Here is a 20,010-nt window from a genome sequence, read left to right as displayed (position 1 = left end):
AGTCCTTTTATTCAATTATTTTCTTACATTTCAAAAACTTTTTATTTCTATTTTCATTATTTGAATCAAATACCAGGTCAGAGAAGCAGTAAAAAAGAAAACGTTTTCATTTTTATATTTTGCACAATATGATGCAAACGATTGCATTAGACTCTCGACTTTTATCAGGAATCCTTGATTTCACGGGATTGCAATTGACTTTAAGAAAGCGCTTTACTATTCTTAGGTCGAAGACATAATCAATACGATGCAAGCGATTGCGTTAAGGAGTGACTGCCATGTTCAAAGAAGCTGTGTTCCACCGTGCGATGTCTCCATTCGTCTATAAGTACGATGAGCGAACAATCCACATCCGTTTACAAACGAAAAAAAATGACGTTGATCGCGTCGATCTGATTTGGGGCGACCCATACGATTGGCATACTGAAAACCCAGATGATGCCGATTGGAACTTCGATCCCTCAAAATCAAACTACTGGAATACATTTGAAACACCGATGAAGCGAAGTGGATCAGATGAGTTATACGATTACTGGTTCATCGATGTTGTTCCTCCCTTCCGTCGTCTACGATATGGTTTCCGTCTCCATGACGGTGCAACAAGTCATGTATTCACGGAACGTGGCTGGTTCGATGAAAAACCGCTCGATGATACAGGCTACTATTTCTGTGTTCCTTTCCTTAATGCAGTCGACGTATTCACTGCACCAGATTGGGTCCAGGATACAGTTTGGTATCAAATCTTCCCAGATCGCTTTGCAAACGGCGATGCGACGAATGATCCAGCTGGTACACTTCCATGGAATAGTACAGCACCGACAACGACGAATCTTTTCGGTGGAGATTTCCAAGGAGTCATCGACCACATCGATTATCTCGTTGAACTTGGTATCACTGGTATTTACTTCTGCCCGATCTTCTTGGCGAAATCGAATCATAAATATGACACAATCGATTACTTAGAAATTGATCCACAATTCGGTACGAAAGAGAAATTCAAGGAAATGGTCGATCTGTTACACGCACACGGGATTCGCATCATGTTAGATGCCGTTTTCAATCATGCCGGCTTCCACCATAAAGCATTCGCTGACATCCGTGAACATGGTAGTCACTCCACCTATAAAGAGTGGTTCCACCTGCGTGATTTCCCGCTCGTGACAGAACCATTGCCGAACTACGATACGTTTGCTTTCGTACCTGAGATGCCGAAATTCAATACCGAGAATGATGAAGTAAAGTCTTACTTGCTCCACGTCGCTCGTTACTGGGTCGAAGAATTCGGAATCGATGGCTGGCGACTCGACGTCGCCAACGAAGTCGATCACGCATTTTGGCGTGATTTCCGTCAAGTCGTCAAGGAGGTCAACCCTGACACGTATATCCTTGGTGAAATTTGGCATGACTCACAGGAATGGTTGCTCGGTGACCAGTTTGACGCCGTCATGAACTATCCATTTACGAATGCCGCCTTGAACTTCTTTGCCTTAGATAAGACTAAAGCAACTTCGTATGCGAACGATATGTCGCATGTATTGTTCTCAAACACGATGAATGTCAATGAAGTAACCTTTAATTTGATCGGTTCTCACGATACACCGCGTGCATTGACGCGTGCAGGGAATAATAAGAGTAAGTTACGTCTCTTGTTACTTTCGATGCTGACGTTCTCGGGCAGTCCTGTCATTTATTATGGAGATGAAATCGGTCTTGATGGGGATCAAGATCCAGGCTGCCGGAAATGTATGCCGTGGGATCCAGAGGAGCAGGATCAGGAGTTATTCGCCTATACGCGACACTTGTTGCAGCTTCGAAAACAACATAAGACACTTGCGAACAAAGGACATATCTCTTTCGTTCACGCGAATGATGAGACAAATACGATCATCATGCGTCGCATGAGTCCGGAAGGATTGTATTATATCTATTTCAACAACTCAGATGTTTCTGTTTCGTTGACCGCTCCACAAGCTGGTCGGGGGCTTGATTTATTGACGAACACGCACCAGCAGACGCTTGATGTCTCTCTCCCTGCGTATTCGGGAACGATCGTTCAAGTCTTATAACCATCTAAAAGCCTGGACACTTACCTTCTATAAAGAAGTTTTGTGTCCAGGCTTTTTTCTTCTGTATCCGTTCTCCAGGATAGAAACGAGTTAATGAATGCTTGCGAATTAGGGTATAGGGTACAGAAAGGAGGATATCCTCCATGGAAATTTTCTTTTACGCCGGTCTCATCCTCATCGGCTTGTTTACGATCAGTTACTTGAGTGAACGATTCCACGTCCCAAGTATTCTGGCCTTCATCTTGATCGGAATCGTCCTTGGCTTCTATTACGACCCTCCCGAAGAGCTGAAACTCGGAGGAGAAGCGGGCATCATCGTCTTATTCTTTTTACTCGGTCTAAAATTTTCAGTGGCGGACTTGCTGATTCAGCTCCGTTCCATTTGGAAAGCAGGAGTCATCGATATTCTACTTTCGTTCGGTGGAACAATCCTGTTGACCCTATCGTTTGGCTTTTCAGTCGCCGAATCGTTTTTGATCGGCTGTGTCTTGTATGCGACGAGTTCTTCAATTTCTGCTCGGCTACTCGACCGTGAACCAGATAAACACCAAGACGTGAATCGCTTCGTGCTGTCTTTACTCGTCTTCGAAGATTTGATGGCACCAATCTTACTGACGACGGCACCGTTCGTTTTAGGGACTGAGACGTTCTCGGTTGCCAAAATCAGCATCATCTTTCTCGGGTTCGCCTTCTTCTTCATTGCTCTGATGATCATGACGTTATTTATTCGAAGACGTGGACGGTTAGTCGATTCCCTCTATCGACACCCGGATGCTGGAATCGGGATCATCGGCTTAATCTTATTGTTTTCTGGAATTGGAATCTTATTTGGTCTATCCGAAGTACTCGGTGCCTTCATCATCGGTATTCTGTTAACCGAACTGGATGAGACGCGTTATCTTAAACGGCTAGTCACTCCGTTCCAAGACTTATTATTACCCTTGTTCTTTATCACGTTTGGAATGTCATTCGAGTTGACTGAGGGGTTACCCATTGATCTATTTTTCTTCGCTCTTGTCATTTGGGGAGTCGTCTCGAAATTCTTAGTCGGTTATCTCGGTGGAAAATCGTTCGGTCTATCCAATTATCATGCGATCGAATCAGGCTTTTGTCTTGGACCACGCGGTGAATTTTCGATTCTATTCATCACGCTCGCTAGTGGCGCATTCGTGACGTTGACCGGAATTTATATTTTTGTTTCCGCTTTTCTTGGAATTCTATTGTTCCGTATCTCTACTGCCTTAACGGATCGTACACATGCGACCGCACGAAAAATCAAAAAGAAATTGAAGTGAAAAAGACGTCGGCGCATCGTGCGATTCCGACGTCTTTCTTCTATATATGTCTTCGATTCATCGTCCGACAAAAACAGGGCGTTTTTTTTCGATGAAGGATTCAACAGCATGACGATGGTCTTCCGTTTTCCCAGCGCGTGACTGGTAGATGATTTCTTGAGCAAGCATTTCCTCCAAGTTATTTTCATAACTCGCTGCCTGTAGCTGCTTGATATATCCGATTACTTTCGTCGGACGATCCGCCAGTTGACGAGCAAACGCTGTGACCTCTTCTACAAATTGCTCTGATTCGATGCTTCGTGTCGCAAGGTTGAGCGAAACAGCTTCGTCTGCTGAAATCGTGTCACCGAGTAACGCAAGCTCTGTTGCTTTTGCTGCACCAATTAGCCGAGGCAAGAAATACGGAGCACCCGCATCTGGGACAAGTCCGATATTAATGAACCCAAGCGATAATTTCGCTTCCTTGTCGACTAGTCGAAAATCACAAGCGAGCGTGAGTGATAACCCAGCCCCTGCCGCTACACCATTGATGGCAGCAATCGTCGGTTTCTTCGATTTAGCGAGTGCACGAACGACAGGATGATAATACTGTTGTAAATATTCACCATGATCGAGCTCAGGTGAGACAGTTTTCAAGTCTTGACCTGCACAAAACCCACGTCCCTCGCCTGTCAAGACGATGACACGTACTTCCTCATCCTGATTCGCTTCTTCTAGAGCGTCTGCTAACTCATCCAATAAATTCGAAGTTAATGCATTCAGTTGTTTCGGTCGAGCAAGGGTTAACGTCGCAACCTGATCCTTGACGGCATAATTCATTTCTCGTTTCATCGGATTCCCCTACCTTTTAAAAATGAATGATTGTTCATTATGATGTATTCGTGATATTTTATGAAAATCCTTTTAAATCTCTTTTTTTTTAATGAAACACAAAAAACCCTCTTTCATTATGAAAATCGAAGGCGTATAGTTTCAAAAAGATAAAGAAACACTATTCGTTTTATGAAACAAAGGGGATTTATTTTATGAAAACAGTCAAGCAACCAAGCTTATTCCACATCACGTGGCCATTGTTTATTGAAATCGCATTGCACATGAGCCTTGGGATCATTGCAACGTTGATTTTAAGTTATTACTCAGATAGCGCTGCTGCGGCAGTCGGTGTATCCAATCAAATTTTGAACATCTTCATTATTCTCTTTAACATTACCTCGGTCGGTGCAACGATCATCATTGGTCAGTACCTCGGTGCAAGAAAAACACAAAACGCTCGTCAAACTGCTCGTTCTGCTTTTGCGATTAACTTGTATACCGGTCTCATCGTTTCTCTGACCGTCGTATTGTTCGGAAGACAACTCCTTGGATTTTTCTCATTAGAAGGAGAGACGCTCGTCTATGGCGAAACGTTCATTAAGATCGTTGGTCTATTCCTTTTCTTAGAAGCCATCTCTCTGACACTCGGTGCGATTCTCCGGAGTCATGGATTCACGAAAAATGCTATGTATGTCACGCTACTCATGAATTTCGTTAGTGCTTTTGGTAACGTCATCGCTGTTCTTGGACTCTTCGGCATTCCCGTTCTCGGTGTTGCCGGTGTCGCCTGGTCGATCGTCATCGCTCGGACAATCGCTGTCCTTGTCTTATTCTTCGTCGTTTACCGGAAACTCTCATTACGTTTTAAAGTAAAAGACTTGATTCATTTCGACCGGGAAGATGTGAAACGGATCATGAACATCGGAATCCCATCTGCCGGTGAAGGAATCTCATATCAATTTTCACAACTCATCATCACAGGATTCATCGCAACGATTGGTGAAGCAGCATTGTCCGCTCGTGTGTATGTATCGAACATCACAATGCTTTGTTTCCTATTTACACTTGCGATCGCGCAAGGGACGCAACTTCTCGTCGCACGCCAAGTTGGCGCTCAACAATTTGAACAAGCATATGGACGTGCTGTGAAAACATTGAAAATTGCCGTCTTCGCAAGCTTCATCTCAGCTGTCGCTCTCGCTTCATTCGGTTCATCGATTCTATCAGTGTTCACATCGAGTCCTGAAATCATTGCAATCGGTATCCCACTACTCTGGGCAAGCGTCATTCTTGAACCAGGTCGCGCGATGAACATCGTACTCATGGGAACTCTTAAATCGGCAGGAGATGTCCGTTTCCCTGTCGCCATCGGTATTCTATCGATGTGGGGAATTGCGGTCGTCCTCAGTTATACACTTGGTCTTGGTTTCGGTCTTGGTTTACTTGGAATCTGGATTGCCTTCTCTGCTGACGAATGGTTCCGTGGCATTTTCGCCATGAAACGTTGGCACGGACGGAAATGGGTCCAATACTCACTCGTCAAAGGAGAAACACATGAGCAAAACGAACGTCGAGAGGCTTCTGAAGCAGTCTAAGATTGACTTCGAATCCCTCACTTATCCTGTTGATCTTGATGATTTATCTGCTGAAGCCGTCGGTAGAAAGATTAATTACCCCCTTTCGACCATTTTTAAAACCCTTGTTTTGAAAATGGTCGAAAATAAATATGTCTTTGTCGTCATTTCGGGGGAAGAAGAACTCTCTCTTAAGGCAGCAGCTAAAGCATTGCATTCGAAAAAAGTCGCGCTTGTTCCGATGAAGGAGTTAGAAGACCTGACTGGCTATATTCGAGGTGGTGTCTCTGCCATCGGTGCTAAGAAGAACTTTCCGGTTCTTTTATCGGATCGTGCTATCCATGAACCATTCATCATCGTATCCGCCGGAAAACGTGGACATCAAGTTCGGTTGAATCCTCATGATTTTTTATCTTTCACTCAGGGGATTCTCTTTACGAACGGCTGAATTCCATCTCCTAATTATGGTATGATGAGTAGTATCGATGAAGTGGCAGGAGGAATCATTTTGTGGAAAGATCGTGTTCGTAATTCAATACCTAACCTATTTACGTTCGGAAATCTGTATTGTGGTTTTTTAGCCATCGTCATGGCGGCAAAAGGTGATTTTCAAAATGCCACCTTACTAATCGTCATCGCGATGATGCTTGATAGTCTGGACGGACGTCTTGCTCGGATGCTTGGTGTAGCAGGCGACTTCGGAAAAGAACTGGACTCATTAGCAGATATCGTGACATTCGGTGTCGCACCTGCAATGATGGCCTACTATACGTATTTCTATGAATTCGGAGAAGTTGGTTTACTAATTTCTGCTCTGTTCCCGTTGTTCGGCGCATTCCGTCTTGCCCGGTTTAATTTATCCGCAACGAATGTGGCATCTGCTTATTTTTCAGGTGTACCGATTACGGCGGCAGGTGGTATTTTGGCCGTCGTTACGTTGTTTAGTGGACGAATGAACGACTTGATGGTTCCACTTGTCTTCACAGGTCTTGCCTTCTTGATGGTCAGTCGTGTCAAGATTCCAAGTTTTAAAGACATTCCCGTTCCGCGCCATACGTTCGTCATCACCTTTACATTGCTATACGTGACGTATGTCATGATTGCTCGTAGCAATGAATGGTCGACGTTTTGGTTCGTTGCTGTTCCGTTGTATATCGCGTTTCTCCTTTTCTCGTTCATCAAAAAGAAGAAGCAAAAGCAACATTCAAACGGATGATGGTAGGAAGTGGTTCGGTTTCTCTTGCGAGAAGCCGGACCACTTTTTTTATAGGACCGCTTCTCCCTCGCTCGTTTTCAAGATATATGGGTATACTTATGACAGAAGCTATTTTGGAAATGGAGGAATGTCACGCATGGAGCAGTTTCATAAACGTCTTTGGATTTTCTTTTCAATTTGGTTCACCATCGGCTTGATCTTAGTTGGTTTTTCGTTACTCCCCCCTTGGCTCGAGTGGGCCAATGCCGTCTTTTTATTCGCTTCCGGCTTATACGCAGCACTCTATTTTTGGCATATCTTACCGAAGGGTCGTCTTGTCATCCCCTTCATCTTCTTTGGTTCGATCATCATCGAGTCGATTGGGGTCCATACCGGTTGGCCGTTTGGAACATATCGTTATGAGTCGGATTTCGGTGTTCAATTATTAAGTGTGCCGATTACGATCGGGGCTGCATGGCTGTCGGTCATGGGGGCGAGTCTCGCTTTCTCCCGTTTGTTTTCGTTTCGCTATAGTACATTGATCCTCGTTCCATTGTTTGCCGTCTGGCTCGATTTAGCGATTGATCCTGTTGCTGCTAATGTGAAATCGTATTGGCTTTGGCAAGACGGTGGCTGGTATTACGACATTCCGACACAGAACTTCTTCGGCTGGTATGGAACGGCGCTCGTCTTTTCCTTTTTCATCAATCGCTATCAAGTCAAAGCGACGGATGCCGCACTCGAACAAAACAATCAGTATCTCTTTTTGATGTTGCACACTTTATTCGGTGTAACAGCAGGAGTTGCTGGTCTCTATGGCGTCACTTTGGTCAGCTTAAGTGCATTCATCGTCTATTTCATTGTGAAACGAGGGGTTATCGTTGAAAGAAGCAAACAAAAGCAAATTAGCTGAATCCGTATTTCATACGTATGTTGACCATGCTTTGATCCGACGTCATTTCCACCGTGTCTTATATCGAGCAGACGATCTACCTGTCCCCGGTCTCATGCTTGCTACGCACAGTTCTTGGTGGGATGGTATGATTCTTTTTCATTTGGATCAGACCTGTTTCCATCACGATCCTTACGTCATGATTGACCAAGCAGGGCTTGCTCGCTTCCCGTTCTTCTCTCGTCTTGGAGCTTTCTCTGTTGATCGGACATCATTCGCTGATATCAAGACAAGTCTTCATTATGCCAAAGAACGACTTCAAAATGGCAGCAGCGTCTGGATGTTTCCTCAAGGCGAGGAACGTCATCAAGAGGACCGTCCGCTTCGCTTAGCAAGTGGTGCCACACATTTGACGCGTCATACGGATCACGTGTCTCTCGTCGCCTTTTATTATTCATATGGCCATGAACAGCAACCGGACATCTATATCCGGACGCGTCGCTTTCATCCATTACCTGAGGAACGTTCAAGTGCCCAGGCAAAACGACTGACGGCAGAACTAACCGCCTTATACGACGACATTCGAGCAGATGCAATTGCGGAACGTATTGATTTATATCGTTGTATCTCTACAAGAAGGGAACCACTTCCTGCGCGAACGGAGCGCTGGTTACGGGCATTTCGGTCATGAGTTGGTTCTTTCTCTTCTTCGCTCTAGCTGTCTGTCTCTATACATGGATCAATTTAGCTTTTTTACCACGATTAACGGATCCCGTTCAACCAGATAGTCTAGCAATCTGCATCCCTTTACGTAATGAGGAGCGTAATGTACGAAAATTATTAGACGCACTAGAACCTGCTCTGACAACAGGGATGCACGTTTACTTATATGAAGACCGCTCGACCGATCGGACGCGCGAGTTATTGCTCGATCGGATTGGTCAAGACGACCGTTTTACAGTGATTGATGGTCTTCCCTTACCAGCAGGCTGGGCAGGAAAAGTCCATGCGTGTCATCAACTCTCGAAACGAACGACAGAGGACTATTTGTTATTTCTCGACGCTGATGTGACACTGACATCTGATGCAATTTGTCGCTTATACGGAACGTTACGAACAGAACGAGCCGTTTTCCTTTCCGGTTTCCCGTCCTTTCCTGTACCGACGTTTCTCGGAAAGTGTTTGATTCCAATGCAACATGTTCTTATTGCACAACATCTTCCGATTCCTTTTCGCAAGGTGAAGCATCCAGCGTTTGCTGCAGCCAACGGAATGGTCGTTCTCGTCGAACGACGTGCGTATGATCAAGTCGGTGGACATGAAAGTATCCAATCGGCTCTCGTTGACGATTTAGAACTTTGTCGCACATTTAAAAAATACGGATGGACGACGACGCTCGTCGAAGTCGCTCCAGCAGTCTCTTGTAATATGTACGCCACGAATGAAGAGGTCTGGCAAGGTTTTCTAAAGAATGTCTTTCGTGGGATGAACGATTCTTATGTTGTCGGATCATACTTTCTACTCTTTTACTTGGTTCAAGCAAGTGTCCTACCTTATCTCATCCTTCACCCATCCTGGCAGATGGGTGGTGCACTGACTCTTCTTTACTTAGCACGATTCCGGATTGATCGTGCGGCACGAATCCGACATGTTTGGTGGCTCCATCCACTGGCGGTATTCCTTTATGTCATTTTGCTAGCAAGTGCGATGATTCGAAGCTTTAGGAAACGGGAAATCACATGGAAGGGTAGGACCTATTCATAAGGAGGAATCAGTATCATGAAACATATAGCTGTCATCGGAGCTGGTCTTGGCGGACTAAGCGCTGCCATCTCATTAGCTGCAAAAGGATTTCGCGTCACGGTCATCGAGCGCAATACACATATCGGCGGCAAAATGATGCCGATCGTCACAGAAGGACATCGCTTCGATTTTGGTCCGAACACGATCACGATGCCGGAAGTTTTTCAATCCGTCATTCTTGAATCCGGTGCGGATCCTGATGAATACTTTACATTCACGAAACTTGAGCGTCACACGGTCAATCACTTTTCTGACGGACGCACCTTAACGTTCTCGTCTGGACGTGAAGCGATGCGGACAGAAGTAGATCGTTTCACGAACGGTCAGTTGGCGAAAAACGATATTACAGGTTATCAAGAAGAAGTGGCGAAGTTGCATACGATTGCAAAACAACAATTCTTTACGAATATAGATTCATTCATCCGCCCCTCCCTCTGGCGAGACATGTTGAAAGTGCATCCCTTCCAAAACCTTCATGGGCTGCATAAGCACTACTTTAAGGATAAAGGGTTGATTCAGGCACTCGATCGTTATGCGACCTATATCGGGAGTAGTCCCTATCAAACACCCGCTACCTTCAGTCTCATCGCTCATTTAGAACTAAATGACGGCGTCTACTTCACGAATGGCGGCAATACAACAATCGCAGAAGGATTCGCTCGACGTGCAAAAGAACTAGGTGTCGTCTTCCGTCTTGGCGATGAGGTGACACAGATCGAAGTCGTAGATGGACAAGCAACGGAAATCGAATTGAATCATTTGGAATATCTACCGGTCGACTTCGTCGTCATGAACGGCGATTTATTGACACAATATCCACGCCTGATCTCAGAAACGGCACGACCTGATTTTAAAAATCCGACACCTGCTCAAGTCGAACCATCAATTTCTGCCTACGTCCGATGTATCGGTCTCTCACGTCGGATCGAAGGACTGGCTCATCATAACGTCTTCTTCTCTTCGGATTACGAAGCTGAGTTCAAGGCACTCTTTGATGAAAAACGTTACGCTGAGGAGCCGACGATCTATATCTCGAATTCTTCCGTCACAGCACCAGAAATGGGACAAGCGGGTGACAACTTATTCGTGCTCGTCAATGCACCCGCAACGGATACTGGACATGCGATTGATTTTGATACGTATGATCAACTGATCAATCAACGATTGCAGTCATTTGGAATTGATATTTCATCTGATGTCGTCTTCGAACAACGGATCACACCACAGGATATCGAACAAACCTTCTTTGCTTATCACGGCTCGTTATATGGCTTGTCATCCAATGGCATCCGGTCGTCTTTCCTCCGTCCGAGCAACCGTTCAAAGAATGTTCACAATTTGTTTTTTGCCGGTGGATCAACGCATCCTGGTGGCGGTAGTCCAATGGTGACGCTTTCAGGAAAACTAGCAAGTGAACGAATCGTCTCTGCTGTCGCCGCTACCCTGTGAACGTTATGTGAATTGCATATCAATCACTTGTACGGACAACTAAGATTTGATACGATTACTTCGAGTTCAAGAGGTAGTGATTGACCCCACATCCTCAATCAAGCGCAAGGTGACTTCCCCGAGTCAAGAGCGTTGAAGAACTTACTTTTTCTAACCAGCGAAATCAAATGGGACCCACCCATTTCATCACGTGACTCATCGTGTGTCCATTCGCATGACTTACGACGTTCCCCCTTAGATCGTCTCATCCGAATGGTCCACAGATAGCTCGATAAAGAAAAGACCATCCCCGTGGTCGAAACAGACCTATCTCGTAGTCCAGATGTTCGCTCTGGTGTAGAAGTAATCTGAGACTCCCCGGTCTCAGACCATAGAAAAAAGACCTTGGTCCCCGCCAAGGTCTTTTTTCTATGGTCATGTATTAAATCGTAGCAAGTAACTTCATTTTTTGCCAACGGCTGACGTACGCGCGTTTCGTAAAGACGTCATAGTGATTATCCCGCGCTGCATCAAGAATACCGCGGTATAGGAAGGCAGCAGCTTTTAGAGCACGCCGACTCTCACGTGGATATCGTTCAAACGATGGAATCGCCGCGTCATATAGATGCTCTGCTCGAAGGGCAACCTCTTCCCAGAGACCGATGAAGTCTCCTGAAGGACGACCAGCGAGTAACGACTCCGCTGTGACACCGTATGTCTCCATCCATGAATGGGGCAAGTAGATGCGGCCGCGTTTTGCATCTTCACCGACATCGCGCAAAATGTTCGTCAGTTGCATCGCGATTCCAAGATCGATAGCTGATTTACGGAGATCAGGCTGTTGCGGTGCAAGGATGGGTAACAGCATCAAACCGACAGTACTCGCTACGTAGTAGCTGTATTGCTCTGTCTCCTCAAGCGTTTGATAACGATTTTTCTCGATATCCCAACGCATCCCTTCTGCGAGCTCAAGAAATGGTGTCTCATCCATTTCATAACGTTCAAATACATCTGCTAAAGCAATCCATAACGGTTTATCTAGTACTTCGCCATTACGGAATCGTTTGAATTCATTCAAGAAAGCCATTAAGCTCTCTTTTGGTGTCTCTGATTCATCGACGGTATCATCGAGGAATCGGCAAAATGTATAGATGGCATAAACAGCTTGTCGATCTGCTTTTGGTAAGAGTGAGAAGGCTTTATAGAACGTTTTAGATCCGGACTGAATGACTTCCTCACATTTGATATACGCGTTCTGGATCGTCACTGAATTCATGTTTCCACCCCATCTCTTGTTCCATTCGGTTTACAAGTATCGTTGCGCCCATCATGACGACTGGTACTCCTCCACACGGATGCACCGATGCACCGACGGCATATAATCGATCGATATCCGGATACGGTTTTGCCTGTGTCTTTAAGGCAGCGGATTGGCGAATCGTCGGCGCAATCCCAAAACTCCCTCCCTGATACAATCCAAAGGCCTGTGCATCATTCGGTGTACGAATCTTCATTTCTTGTATCTTTTCCCGGAATCCCGGATGATGATGCTCGATTTTTTCAAGTACGGTCTCAACGAACTCTACTTTTTCATAATCTTCTACACCATAGCCACGTGGAGAAGGAATTAATGAATAGACGACGCTATCGTCCGTTCCTGTCAAACTACGGTCAATCTGACTTGGATGGAACAGATAGACTGCCGGATGTTCAGGTAATCGTCCCTTTTTAAAGATATTCGTCATGAGCGGTTCCAAGTCGTTTGGCATCAAAAAGCGATGCACTGGTAAATCGACTTTCCCTTTCATTTTGAAATACAGCAGTAGCGTACCGCCTGAAGGCGTATAGGTTTTAGGTTGTTTACCTTCCACAAGACGTTCCATCAATGGAAACTCTCCATTTAGTACGATTTGATCGAAGGCTTCATGTGTTCCATCTTGTAAGATGATTTCTTTCGCCTGTCCTTGGTCGACAACGATTCGTTCAACGGGTGCCTCGAAGACGAATCGGACACCACGTTCGACTAATGTGTCATACATGCGTTCAGCAAGCGAGAAATAGCCACCTTTTACATACCAGACACCTTCTGCTTGTTCCCGGTACGGAATCAAACCGTAAATCGATGGTGTTGTATAAGGATTTCCGCCGATATAAAATGTCGGGAAACTGTATGCCATGCGCAAATATTTACTCTTGAAGTATCGCTTCAAATGGTCATGTGCAGTTTCTAGAGCATGCATCTGTAATAATGGACGCATCATGTCTGGGTGCAACAACTCTGTCTTTCGACGATAACCACGTTCTAAAAATTTCGATACACTCGTCTCATAATCCTTTTCTTTTTGATGCATGAATTCATAAAATCCACGCCCTTCACCGAATTGACGTTCGATTGCGATCGCTTGATCCACGACATCGGCTACTTTCGTGACGACGGTACCGTCGTCGAAGTGAAGGTCATACAATGGATCGACCCGTTCAAGTTCTACTCCCGTCACGCCGGCTTCTGCCAACTGCTCTTTTAACTTGCCTGGCATCAGGACGATCGTCGGACCTTCATCGATGCGGCCACCTGATTCAAAATCGACGGATCGTAATCGACCACCGACATGCGCTTCTTTTTCAAAAATCGTAATCTCGACTCCGGGATGTCTTGCTGTCAGCAAAAGCGCTGCATGCAGTGTACCGACACCGGCTCCTACGAATCCTATCTTCATGTCCGCACCCCTTCTTTTTTGAGCACAAGTTCTGCCGTGATACGCGCGGATTCTAAGATCGTTGGTAATCCGCTACCTGGATGTGTGCCACCTCCGACGAGATACAGATGATCGAGCTCTTCAAATTGATTATGCGGTCGGAAATACATCATCTGCGTCAACTGATGACCGAGATTGAACGTCGCGCCTTGATGGATCCCCATCGCTTCCCAGTCGTCTGGCGTGAACATCTCTTCGACTTCGATTGCTGCTTCAATCCCTTGATACGGCGAACGCGTTTCAAGGGCGTCAAGAACACGACGACGTAGTTTCGGTCCTTCGATCGACCAATCAAGTTCAGAGTAATTGTTCGGTACCGGCACTAGTACATACATAGCAGACTTGCCTTCAGGTGCTAGCGTTGGATCAATCACGGATGGATTTTGGACATAGAATGAAAAGTCATCAGATAGCTCAAGCGTCTGTGTCATCTCACGAACGTTTTTCTCATAGTCCTCCGCAAAATAAATCGTGTGGTGTGGTGCATCAAACGTCCGGTTGACACCAAGATATAACATGAACGTCGAACATGAGAATTTTTTACGGTCAATTTTTGGTCGGGACCATTTTTTCAAAACCCCTTCCGGCACCAAATGATTCATCGCATGTGCGAAATCGGCACCGATGATGACTTCATCGAATAACTCATGTTGACCTGACTCAAGGATGACTCCTTCGACAGTTTTTCCATTTAAGATCAATTGTTCGACGCCCGCACCTAACTGTACGGTTCCGCCCAGCTCCTCGATCGCACGTTGCATTGCTAGCGGTACTTGATGCATCCCGCCAATCGGATGGTGGACACCGTAAGCATGTTCCATATAAGACAAGATCGAAAAACCACCTGGACATTCCCAAGCTGACATGCCTAAATATTTCGCTTGGAATGTAAAAGAATACTTCAGTTCTTCGCTCGTGAAATAATCGGATAACACGTCATAGAGGGATCGACCGAGCGAAAGACGCGGAAGTGCTGTTAAGACACGTGGTGATAAGTAATCCGTCAGCCGATCGTGACGTGTCTGCAAGATGGGCATGAGTTTTCCAAGCTTAAGTGCTTGCTCTGCCATGAATCGATCGTATCCTTCTCCGTTTCCAGGGAAGTGTTGTTCAATCGTCTCTTTCATCCGGTCCCGATCCGTCGTCATCGTGAACTGCTCCGTTCCGCCTTTGAAATAGAGCGTGTACATTGGATCAAGTGCCTTTAAATCTAAATAGTCTTCTAACCGTAAACCGGCTTCGTGAAAGACGTTTTCTAAAATATGCGGCATATTAAGGAATGTTGGTCCTCGATCAAATGTATAGTCACCTAGCTTAACGGCAGAAGTTCGTCCACCGACTTGCGTTTGTTTTTCGTAAACGGTGACGTCTACTCCTTTTCCTGCTAATAACAAGGCACATGCAAGTCCCCCAGGTCCTGCTCCTATCACTGCTACGCGTCGCTTCACCCAAATCTCTCCTTTTATCTCTCATCGTTTCAACTATTATACTAAGCACATAGTAAAAGCGACAAATTTGAACTGTCTTCCAACTGTAAAAACGCCAGACTTCGCTTAGGAAGTGGCGTTTGCAGTGACGATATACCAGGCACCTTCTTTTAAGAATGGTGTGATCGAAATGTTTTCAAACCCAGCTTTTGATAGATCTTCTTTCAATTCTTCCTTACTCGGTAATGGATACAGATTCTCATGCAACGTCATAAAGGCATTGAATGCTGCTGAGAAAGGTGCGCCATGTGAACTATCACGTAATGGTGTGACGAGAATGACTGTTCCATCATCCTTGACGAAACGACGAACTCCTTCTAATAGTGCAAGTCGTTCCGGTTGCGGGAAGTAATACAAAATATTATTCATCATGACACCGTCATATGTCTCTTTGACATCAAACGTTTTGATATCCCCGACGACAAAATCAATCTCTCCGCTCGTATCTCGCCGTTTTGCTTCGGCGATGACTGATTCTTCAATATCAATTCCGGCGAGTCGTAAGTCCGGCAATGCCTCGTGAATTTTACGGAGATACCCGCCATAGGCACAACCAATATCAAGAAGTGAAGTTAGATTACGATTCCGAATGATGTGACGTACTGCTGGGAAAGCGACAGTCTCAACGAGAGCTGAAGTTTCGGCTACAACGTCTCCATGTTCCTCTCCATTAAAGGTCTTTTGTTGACCCTCTTCTAAGAATTGAGGATAAGAGAATAGTGCTGGTAAGTGCAGCTCCATCATTTCCGATAACATAAATCCGATACTGCGGTCGTCTGATTGAGAGAGTTCCGGAAGAACATGGCGAGTCGCTGTATAGCGTAAATCTTTTTTCTTCAAGTGACCGACTGCGACGCCGACTTCGAACCAGCGGGATAGCGCTTCCTGTGTCAGCGGACGCTGCATCCGTAGCTGTGCCTCTGCTTGCGTTGCTCCTGTTTGAAGAGCATCGAATAATCCATATTTATAACCGATATACCCATGCCAAAGTGGTAACACCGGTTCTGCGCGTTTCATCCATTTCCGTGCCCGGAAAACCTTCGTCCATTCCTTCAACTGTGCCACAAGCGTTCCCCTCTCTACTGTGTAATACATTCCTTTTCCCAAATAACAACCACTTGTAAACAAAAATTACTAACGGACATGACAAAAAGAGTCCTTTTCAACCTATGAGGTCGAAAAGGACTCTTTTGATTCTGTATGAACTTAGAAGAACTTCATACCGTATGGGAGTGAATAACCAAGGAATACTGTCACAAGGACGAGCACGGCGAATCCGATGACGAAACCGGAATAAGCTTTTCCTTTTTTAAGCCGAACAAGTGTCAACTCTCCGAAGATGAGCGTTAGTAATCCTGCTGTGATCTTCGCATGGTAGAGTGGATCTGGGTTTTCAGACATCCCCATGATTTTGATGTACAGATAAAGACCTGTCGCGAACGTCAATAAAAGTAGAAGACGGAACGCCATATGAATGCCTTTTGCGGCTTTCTTATTGTTCTTGTACATCGAAAAGGCGACGAAGAACGTGACCAATAAAAGTACCCAAAGTAAGACGTGTGTGTGAACGAATGCTGTGATTGGCATTTCATTTCCTCCTTTCTTTTCCTATCTCATCGTATCTGATTTCCGTACGAACACCTAGTGTTATTTTGTTGATATATGGTTTTTTCAGGAGATTGTCACATGTGTGGATTGGACGAGTGGGAATTTGACAGTGAAGAGACTTCCTTCCCTTACGACCGATTCCACGTGAATTTCTCCACCATGACCGGTGACGATTTCCTTACAGATAGCTAGACCGAGACCCGTACCACCAATTTTTCGACTATCTGAGTTGTCGACGCGGTAGAATTTTTCAAAGAGACGACTGAGCGATTGTTCTGGAATCCCAATTCCTTCATCCCGAACTTGAAGAATGACTTGATCAAGCGATGTCGTCAGTACGACATCGATCGCACCGCCAGATGGTGAATACTTCACCGCATTATTCAATAAATTATTGAGCAACTGTCTGATTTTTTCTTCATCTGCTTCAATGACGGGTAACTGATCTCCTTCGTGACGGAACGTAATCCGATGAGCTTGTGTCGAAGCTGCATAGAACTGTGTCGTCTCTTCGGCAATCGCATGAACGTTCACCGATGCTTTTTTATACGATTGTGTTCCTGATTCCATGCGCTGGACATCTAAGAAATCATTGACGAGATTCGCAAGGCGTTCCGTTTCGGAATGGATCGTCCGTAAATATCGATCTTGGCGCGATTCTTCGATGTCCCGGTTGAGCATGAGCTCTGTAAAGCCGTAAATCGAAGAGAGTGGCGTCCGAAGTTCATGAGAGACGGTTGAAACGAGTTCCGATTTCAAACGATCCATTTCGGTCTCTTTCGTCACATCACGCATGACAAGCATCGTTCCTTTATGCACCTGATGAATCTGGATCACCTCGACATAAAATTGAATGAATACCGTCTCGTTTCGAATCGAGAATTGTAGACTATCCGTCGGTAATTCTCCACGGAGAACTGAATCGACGTATCTGCTGAAGACTTCTGGTTCATCGACGACAGATCGAATGACTTCAAGACATGTTTGAAGCGTTTCTTGCTCCGTGTGGACTCCATATCGTAATTCCGGGAACAGATCGTACAGCGGTCGATTGACGAAGACCTCTTCTTTCCCAGGTTCAAGATAGATGACCGCTTCTCGAATCGAATCGAGAATTCGCTCCGTTTTCGCTTTTTCTTTTGTCATCTCGTCAAATAAACGCATTCGCAAGAGTGATAGTGACAGTTGACGGGAGAAGGACATGACGTCTCGCATCTGTTCATTCGTGAACTGATCGCGGTAGCGGACAAGGTAAATATACGCGATGATATCATCTGCCGTTGGATCGAGAATCGGCACAGCCGTTTCATACATATAGTACGGATACGGTAATGGATGATTGCTCGCGACTTGTTTAGAAGAATGAACTGGGGTCTTAAGCGATTCTGCTCGTTTCAACAGTGACGCATCATTTTGGAGCAACTGTTCTGCCAGTTCATCCGTCATCCCATAAGTGACGACAGAATAACTATCTTCCTCATCCACGAACACCAATGCACCGATCTCCGAATCCGTGATTGTGACGAGCTTCTCGATGATTTCGGGATAAGCGGTCAACGACTCACGTGCCGCAAGTGTCTCGGTTAAATCATTCCGGTACTGGAGATGCTGTTCATTGCGCATCGTCAGCTCTAACGCTTCTTCAAGCTCTTGCTGTTGTGCTTGCAATTCTTCTTGTTGGGCTTGCAGTTCTTCCTGTTGCGCCTGTAATTCTTCATTTTTCGCTAATAAATGCTGCTTGTTCTCGGAAATCGAACTTGCCATCTGATTGAAGGATAACGCCAGAATTCCGATTTCATCTTTACGATTCGGTACTTTGACGCTCGAAACATCTTCACCGTTTGCAAGCCGTTGACTGTTCTTGACGAGAGATAATAATTCCATCGTGATGCGGCGAATAAACGGATAAATAAAGAAAATCAAGATGGCAAGTAAGACGACGATATTCGCTAACCAAATCAGCTGTGTCGTCCGGATTTCCCGTTCCAGCTGGGCGCTCGTCCGTTGTGCCCAATCCTCTAAAAATTCACGATAACCGCCGAGTGCTAGCTCGCTCTTATTGATCTCTGATAGTACATCAATGTTTCCTTGAGCATCTAATTGAATCTTACCTTCAGCTAACAATCGCTGACCAAGTGGCAGTTCAGCAAGTGTTGTTCCTTTTAAGAACGATTCCGTGACATCTCCGGATTCTTTCGCTTTGACATAAGATTGAATAAGCGGCAAAATGGCATCGAAATAATAACCATACAATTCTCTCGAGGACTGGGCGAATGCCTTTCCCTGATCATAAATCGCATTTTTTTCGAACCATTCTGTATCCTGATCAATCTTATCTTGCTGAGCCATGACTTGATTGTACAATTCTCCATTCCCCATCAAGGCATAACCACGCATATTGAACTGGACATCCTGCCACTCTTCCCATAAGGCACCCGCACGTGCACTCCGATCACGGATATCTTCTAATTTCGCCCGAGTCGCCTGCAGTTTCGTATCGGTATAGTTGTAGACGATCAATGATGAAATCATCAATGTAGCTAATACGACATAAAAGGAAGCCATGAGTTGGCGCCCGATTTTTCGATTAATCCACTTGGTGATCACTCAGTATTCCTCCCACGACATCAATCAGTTCTAACGGACTAAATGGCTTTGAGAAAAAGTAATTCGCACCAATCTCTTCCGCTCGTTCGCGGTCCGATTGTTGACTTTTAGCCGTCAACATCATGATTTTTAGATGTTGCTTATCCGGATGTTGTCGGACTTTTTCGATGACTTCAATCCCTGTCATTCCAGGCATCATGTAATCGAGTAAAACGAGATCATATTCAGCGTTCATGATTTTTTGATACGCTTCGTCTCCATCTGTCGCTTCGTCGATCGTATATCCTTCATCTTCTAGTGTATCGAGTACTAACATTCGTAAGACATCTTCGTCTTCTGCTAATAAAATACGTGCCATCTATTAAAACCTCCCAAAATTATCCACCACTAAAGTGACATATCTTCTTTATTCTACACAGTTCCTTCATAATAAGAAACGGAAATCACTTCAGAAACTGATTTTGTCTCCTTATTCCTCATCCCTCT

The 20,010-nt window shown here is 45.2% G+C and carries 17 protein-coding genes; 9 read left to right on the top strand and 8 right to left on the bottom strand.

The window, feature by feature from the left end:
* The first annotated feature begins 278 nt into the window (after window positions 1–278).
* Complete coding sequence (locus KNQ15_RS08055; RefSeq protein WP_214728738.1) at window positions 279–2,066, top strand: glycoside hydrolase family 13 protein; 1,788 nt, start codon at window positions 279–281, stop codon at window positions 2,064–2,066.
* Between the two features lie 143 nt (window positions 2,067–2,209).
* Window positions 2,210–3,361, top strand: coding sequence for a cation:proton antiporter (locus tag KNQ15_RS08050; RefSeq protein ID WP_047396296.1), 1,152 nt, complete (start codon window positions 2,210–2,212; stop codon window positions 3,359–3,361).
* Window positions 3,362–3,418: 57 nt separating this feature from the next.
* Here the strand turns inward: KNQ15_RS08050 and KNQ15_RS08045 are convergent, their stop codons facing one another.
* Window positions 3,419–4,192, bottom strand: coding sequence for an enoyl-CoA hydratase/isomerase family protein (locus KNQ15_RS08045; RefSeq protein ID WP_214728736.1), 774 nt, complete (start codon window positions 4,190–4,192; stop codon window positions 3,419–3,421).
* Between the two features lie 194 nt (window positions 4,193–4,386).
* On the opposite strand from KNQ15_RS08045, the gene KNQ15_RS08040 reads away from it, so the two are divergent.
* From KNQ15_RS08040 to KNQ15_RS08010, 7 genes are all read left to right on the top strand, one after another.
* Window positions 4,387–5,769, top strand: a complete 1,383-nt coding sequence (locus KNQ15_RS08040; protein ID WP_029340978.1) for an MATE family efflux transporter — start codon at window positions 4,387–4,389, stop codon at window positions 5,767–5,769.
* A complete protein-coding gene (locus KNQ15_RS08035) occupies window positions 5,729–6,196 on the top strand; it encodes an aminoacyl-tRNA deacylase (protein WP_047396293.1) in 468 nt (155 codons plus the stop codon). Before KNQ15_RS08040 ends, KNQ15_RS08035 begins: the two co-directional genes overlap by 41 nt.
* A 21-nt stretch (window positions 6,197–6,217) precedes the next feature.
* Complete coding sequence (gene pssA / locus KNQ15_RS08030) at window positions 6,218–6,964, top strand: CDP-diacylglycerol--serine O-phosphatidyltransferase (RefSeq protein ID WP_174316042.1); 747 nt, start codon at window positions 6,218–6,220, stop codon at window positions 6,962–6,964.
* Between the two features lie 136 nt (window positions 6,965–7,100).
* Entirely contained in the window at window positions 7,101–7,856 is a 756-nt protein-coding gene (locus tag KNQ15_RS08025; protein ID WP_214728735.1) for a carotenoid biosynthesis protein, read from the top strand.
* Window positions 7,825–8,526 carry a lysophospholipid acyltransferase family protein gene (locus tag KNQ15_RS08020; protein ID WP_029340975.1) on the top strand — a complete coding sequence of 234 codons (702 nt, stop codon included), beginning with the start codon at window positions 7,825–7,827 and terminating at the stop codon, window positions 8,524–8,526. The genes KNQ15_RS08025 and KNQ15_RS08020 overlap by 32 nt, the downstream gene beginning before the upstream one ends.
* Window positions 8,523–9,599, top strand: a complete 1,077-nt coding sequence (locus tag KNQ15_RS08015; protein ID WP_214728734.1) for a glycosyltransferase family 2 protein — start codon at window positions 8,523–8,525, stop codon at window positions 9,597–9,599. The genes KNQ15_RS08020 and KNQ15_RS08015 overlap by 4 nt, the downstream gene beginning before the upstream one ends.
* A gap of 15 nt (window positions 9,600–9,614) precedes the next feature.
* Complete coding sequence (locus KNQ15_RS08010; protein WP_214728731.1) at window positions 9,615–11,087, top strand: phytoene desaturase family protein; 1,473 nt, start codon at window positions 9,615–9,617, stop codon at window positions 11,085–11,087.
* Window positions 11,088–11,508: 421 nt separating this feature from the next.
* Here KNQ15_RS08010 and KNQ15_RS08005 read toward each other — a convergent pair whose 3' ends face one another.
* From KNQ15_RS08005 to KNQ15_RS07975, 7 genes are all read right to left on the bottom strand, one after another.
* Complete coding sequence (locus tag KNQ15_RS08005) at window positions 11,509–12,342, bottom strand: phytoene/squalene synthase family protein (protein WP_214728729.1); 834 nt, start codon at window positions 12,340–12,342, stop codon at window positions 11,509–11,511.
* On the bottom strand, window positions 12,302–13,783 hold the full coding sequence (locus KNQ15_RS08000) for a phytoene desaturase family protein (protein ID WP_214728727.1): 1,482 nt from the start codon (window positions 13,781–13,783) through the stop codon (window positions 12,302–12,304). Before KNQ15_RS08000 ends, KNQ15_RS08005 begins: the two co-directional genes overlap by 41 nt.
* Window positions 13,780–15,270 (bottom strand): phytoene desaturase family protein, encoded by a 1,491-nt coding sequence (locus tag KNQ15_RS07995; protein ID WP_214728726.1) that lies wholly within the window; start codon window positions 15,268–15,270, stop codon window positions 13,780–13,782. Before KNQ15_RS07995 ends, KNQ15_RS08000 begins: the two co-directional genes overlap by 4 nt.
* A gap of 105 nt (window positions 15,271–15,375) precedes the next feature.
* On the bottom strand, window positions 15,376–16,374 hold the full coding sequence (locus tag KNQ15_RS07990) for a class I SAM-dependent methyltransferase (RefSeq protein ID WP_029340969.1): 999 nt from the start codon (window positions 16,372–16,374) through the stop codon (window positions 15,376–15,378).
* Window positions 16,375–16,515: 141 nt separating this feature from the next.
* Window positions 16,516–16,896, bottom strand: coding sequence for a DUF1516 family protein (locus tag KNQ15_RS07985; protein WP_029340968.1), 381 nt, complete (start codon window positions 16,894–16,896; stop codon window positions 16,516–16,518).
* A gap of 84 nt (window positions 16,897–16,980) precedes the next feature.
* On the bottom strand, window positions 16,981–19,524 hold the full coding sequence (locus KNQ15_RS07980; protein WP_047396272.1) for a HAMP domain-containing sensor histidine kinase: 2,544 nt from the start codon (window positions 19,522–19,524) through the stop codon (window positions 16,981–16,983).
* Window positions 19,505–19,882 carry a response regulator gene (locus KNQ15_RS07975; protein WP_023467390.1) on the bottom strand — a complete coding sequence of 126 codons (378 nt, stop codon included), beginning with the start codon at window positions 19,880–19,882 and terminating at the stop codon, window positions 19,505–19,507. Before KNQ15_RS07975 ends, KNQ15_RS07980 begins: the two co-directional genes overlap by 20 nt.
* Window positions 19,883–20,010 lie beyond the last annotated feature (128 nt).

This window comes from Exiguobacterium sp. s168 (assembly GCF_018619035.1).
Taxonomy (GTDB): Bacteria; Bacillota; Bacilli; order Exiguobacteriales; family Exiguobacteriaceae; genus Exiguobacterium_A; species Exiguobacterium_A acetylicum.
Note: the sequence above shows the minus strand (reverse complement) of the source record. Positions and strands in the feature narration are given on the sequence as shown.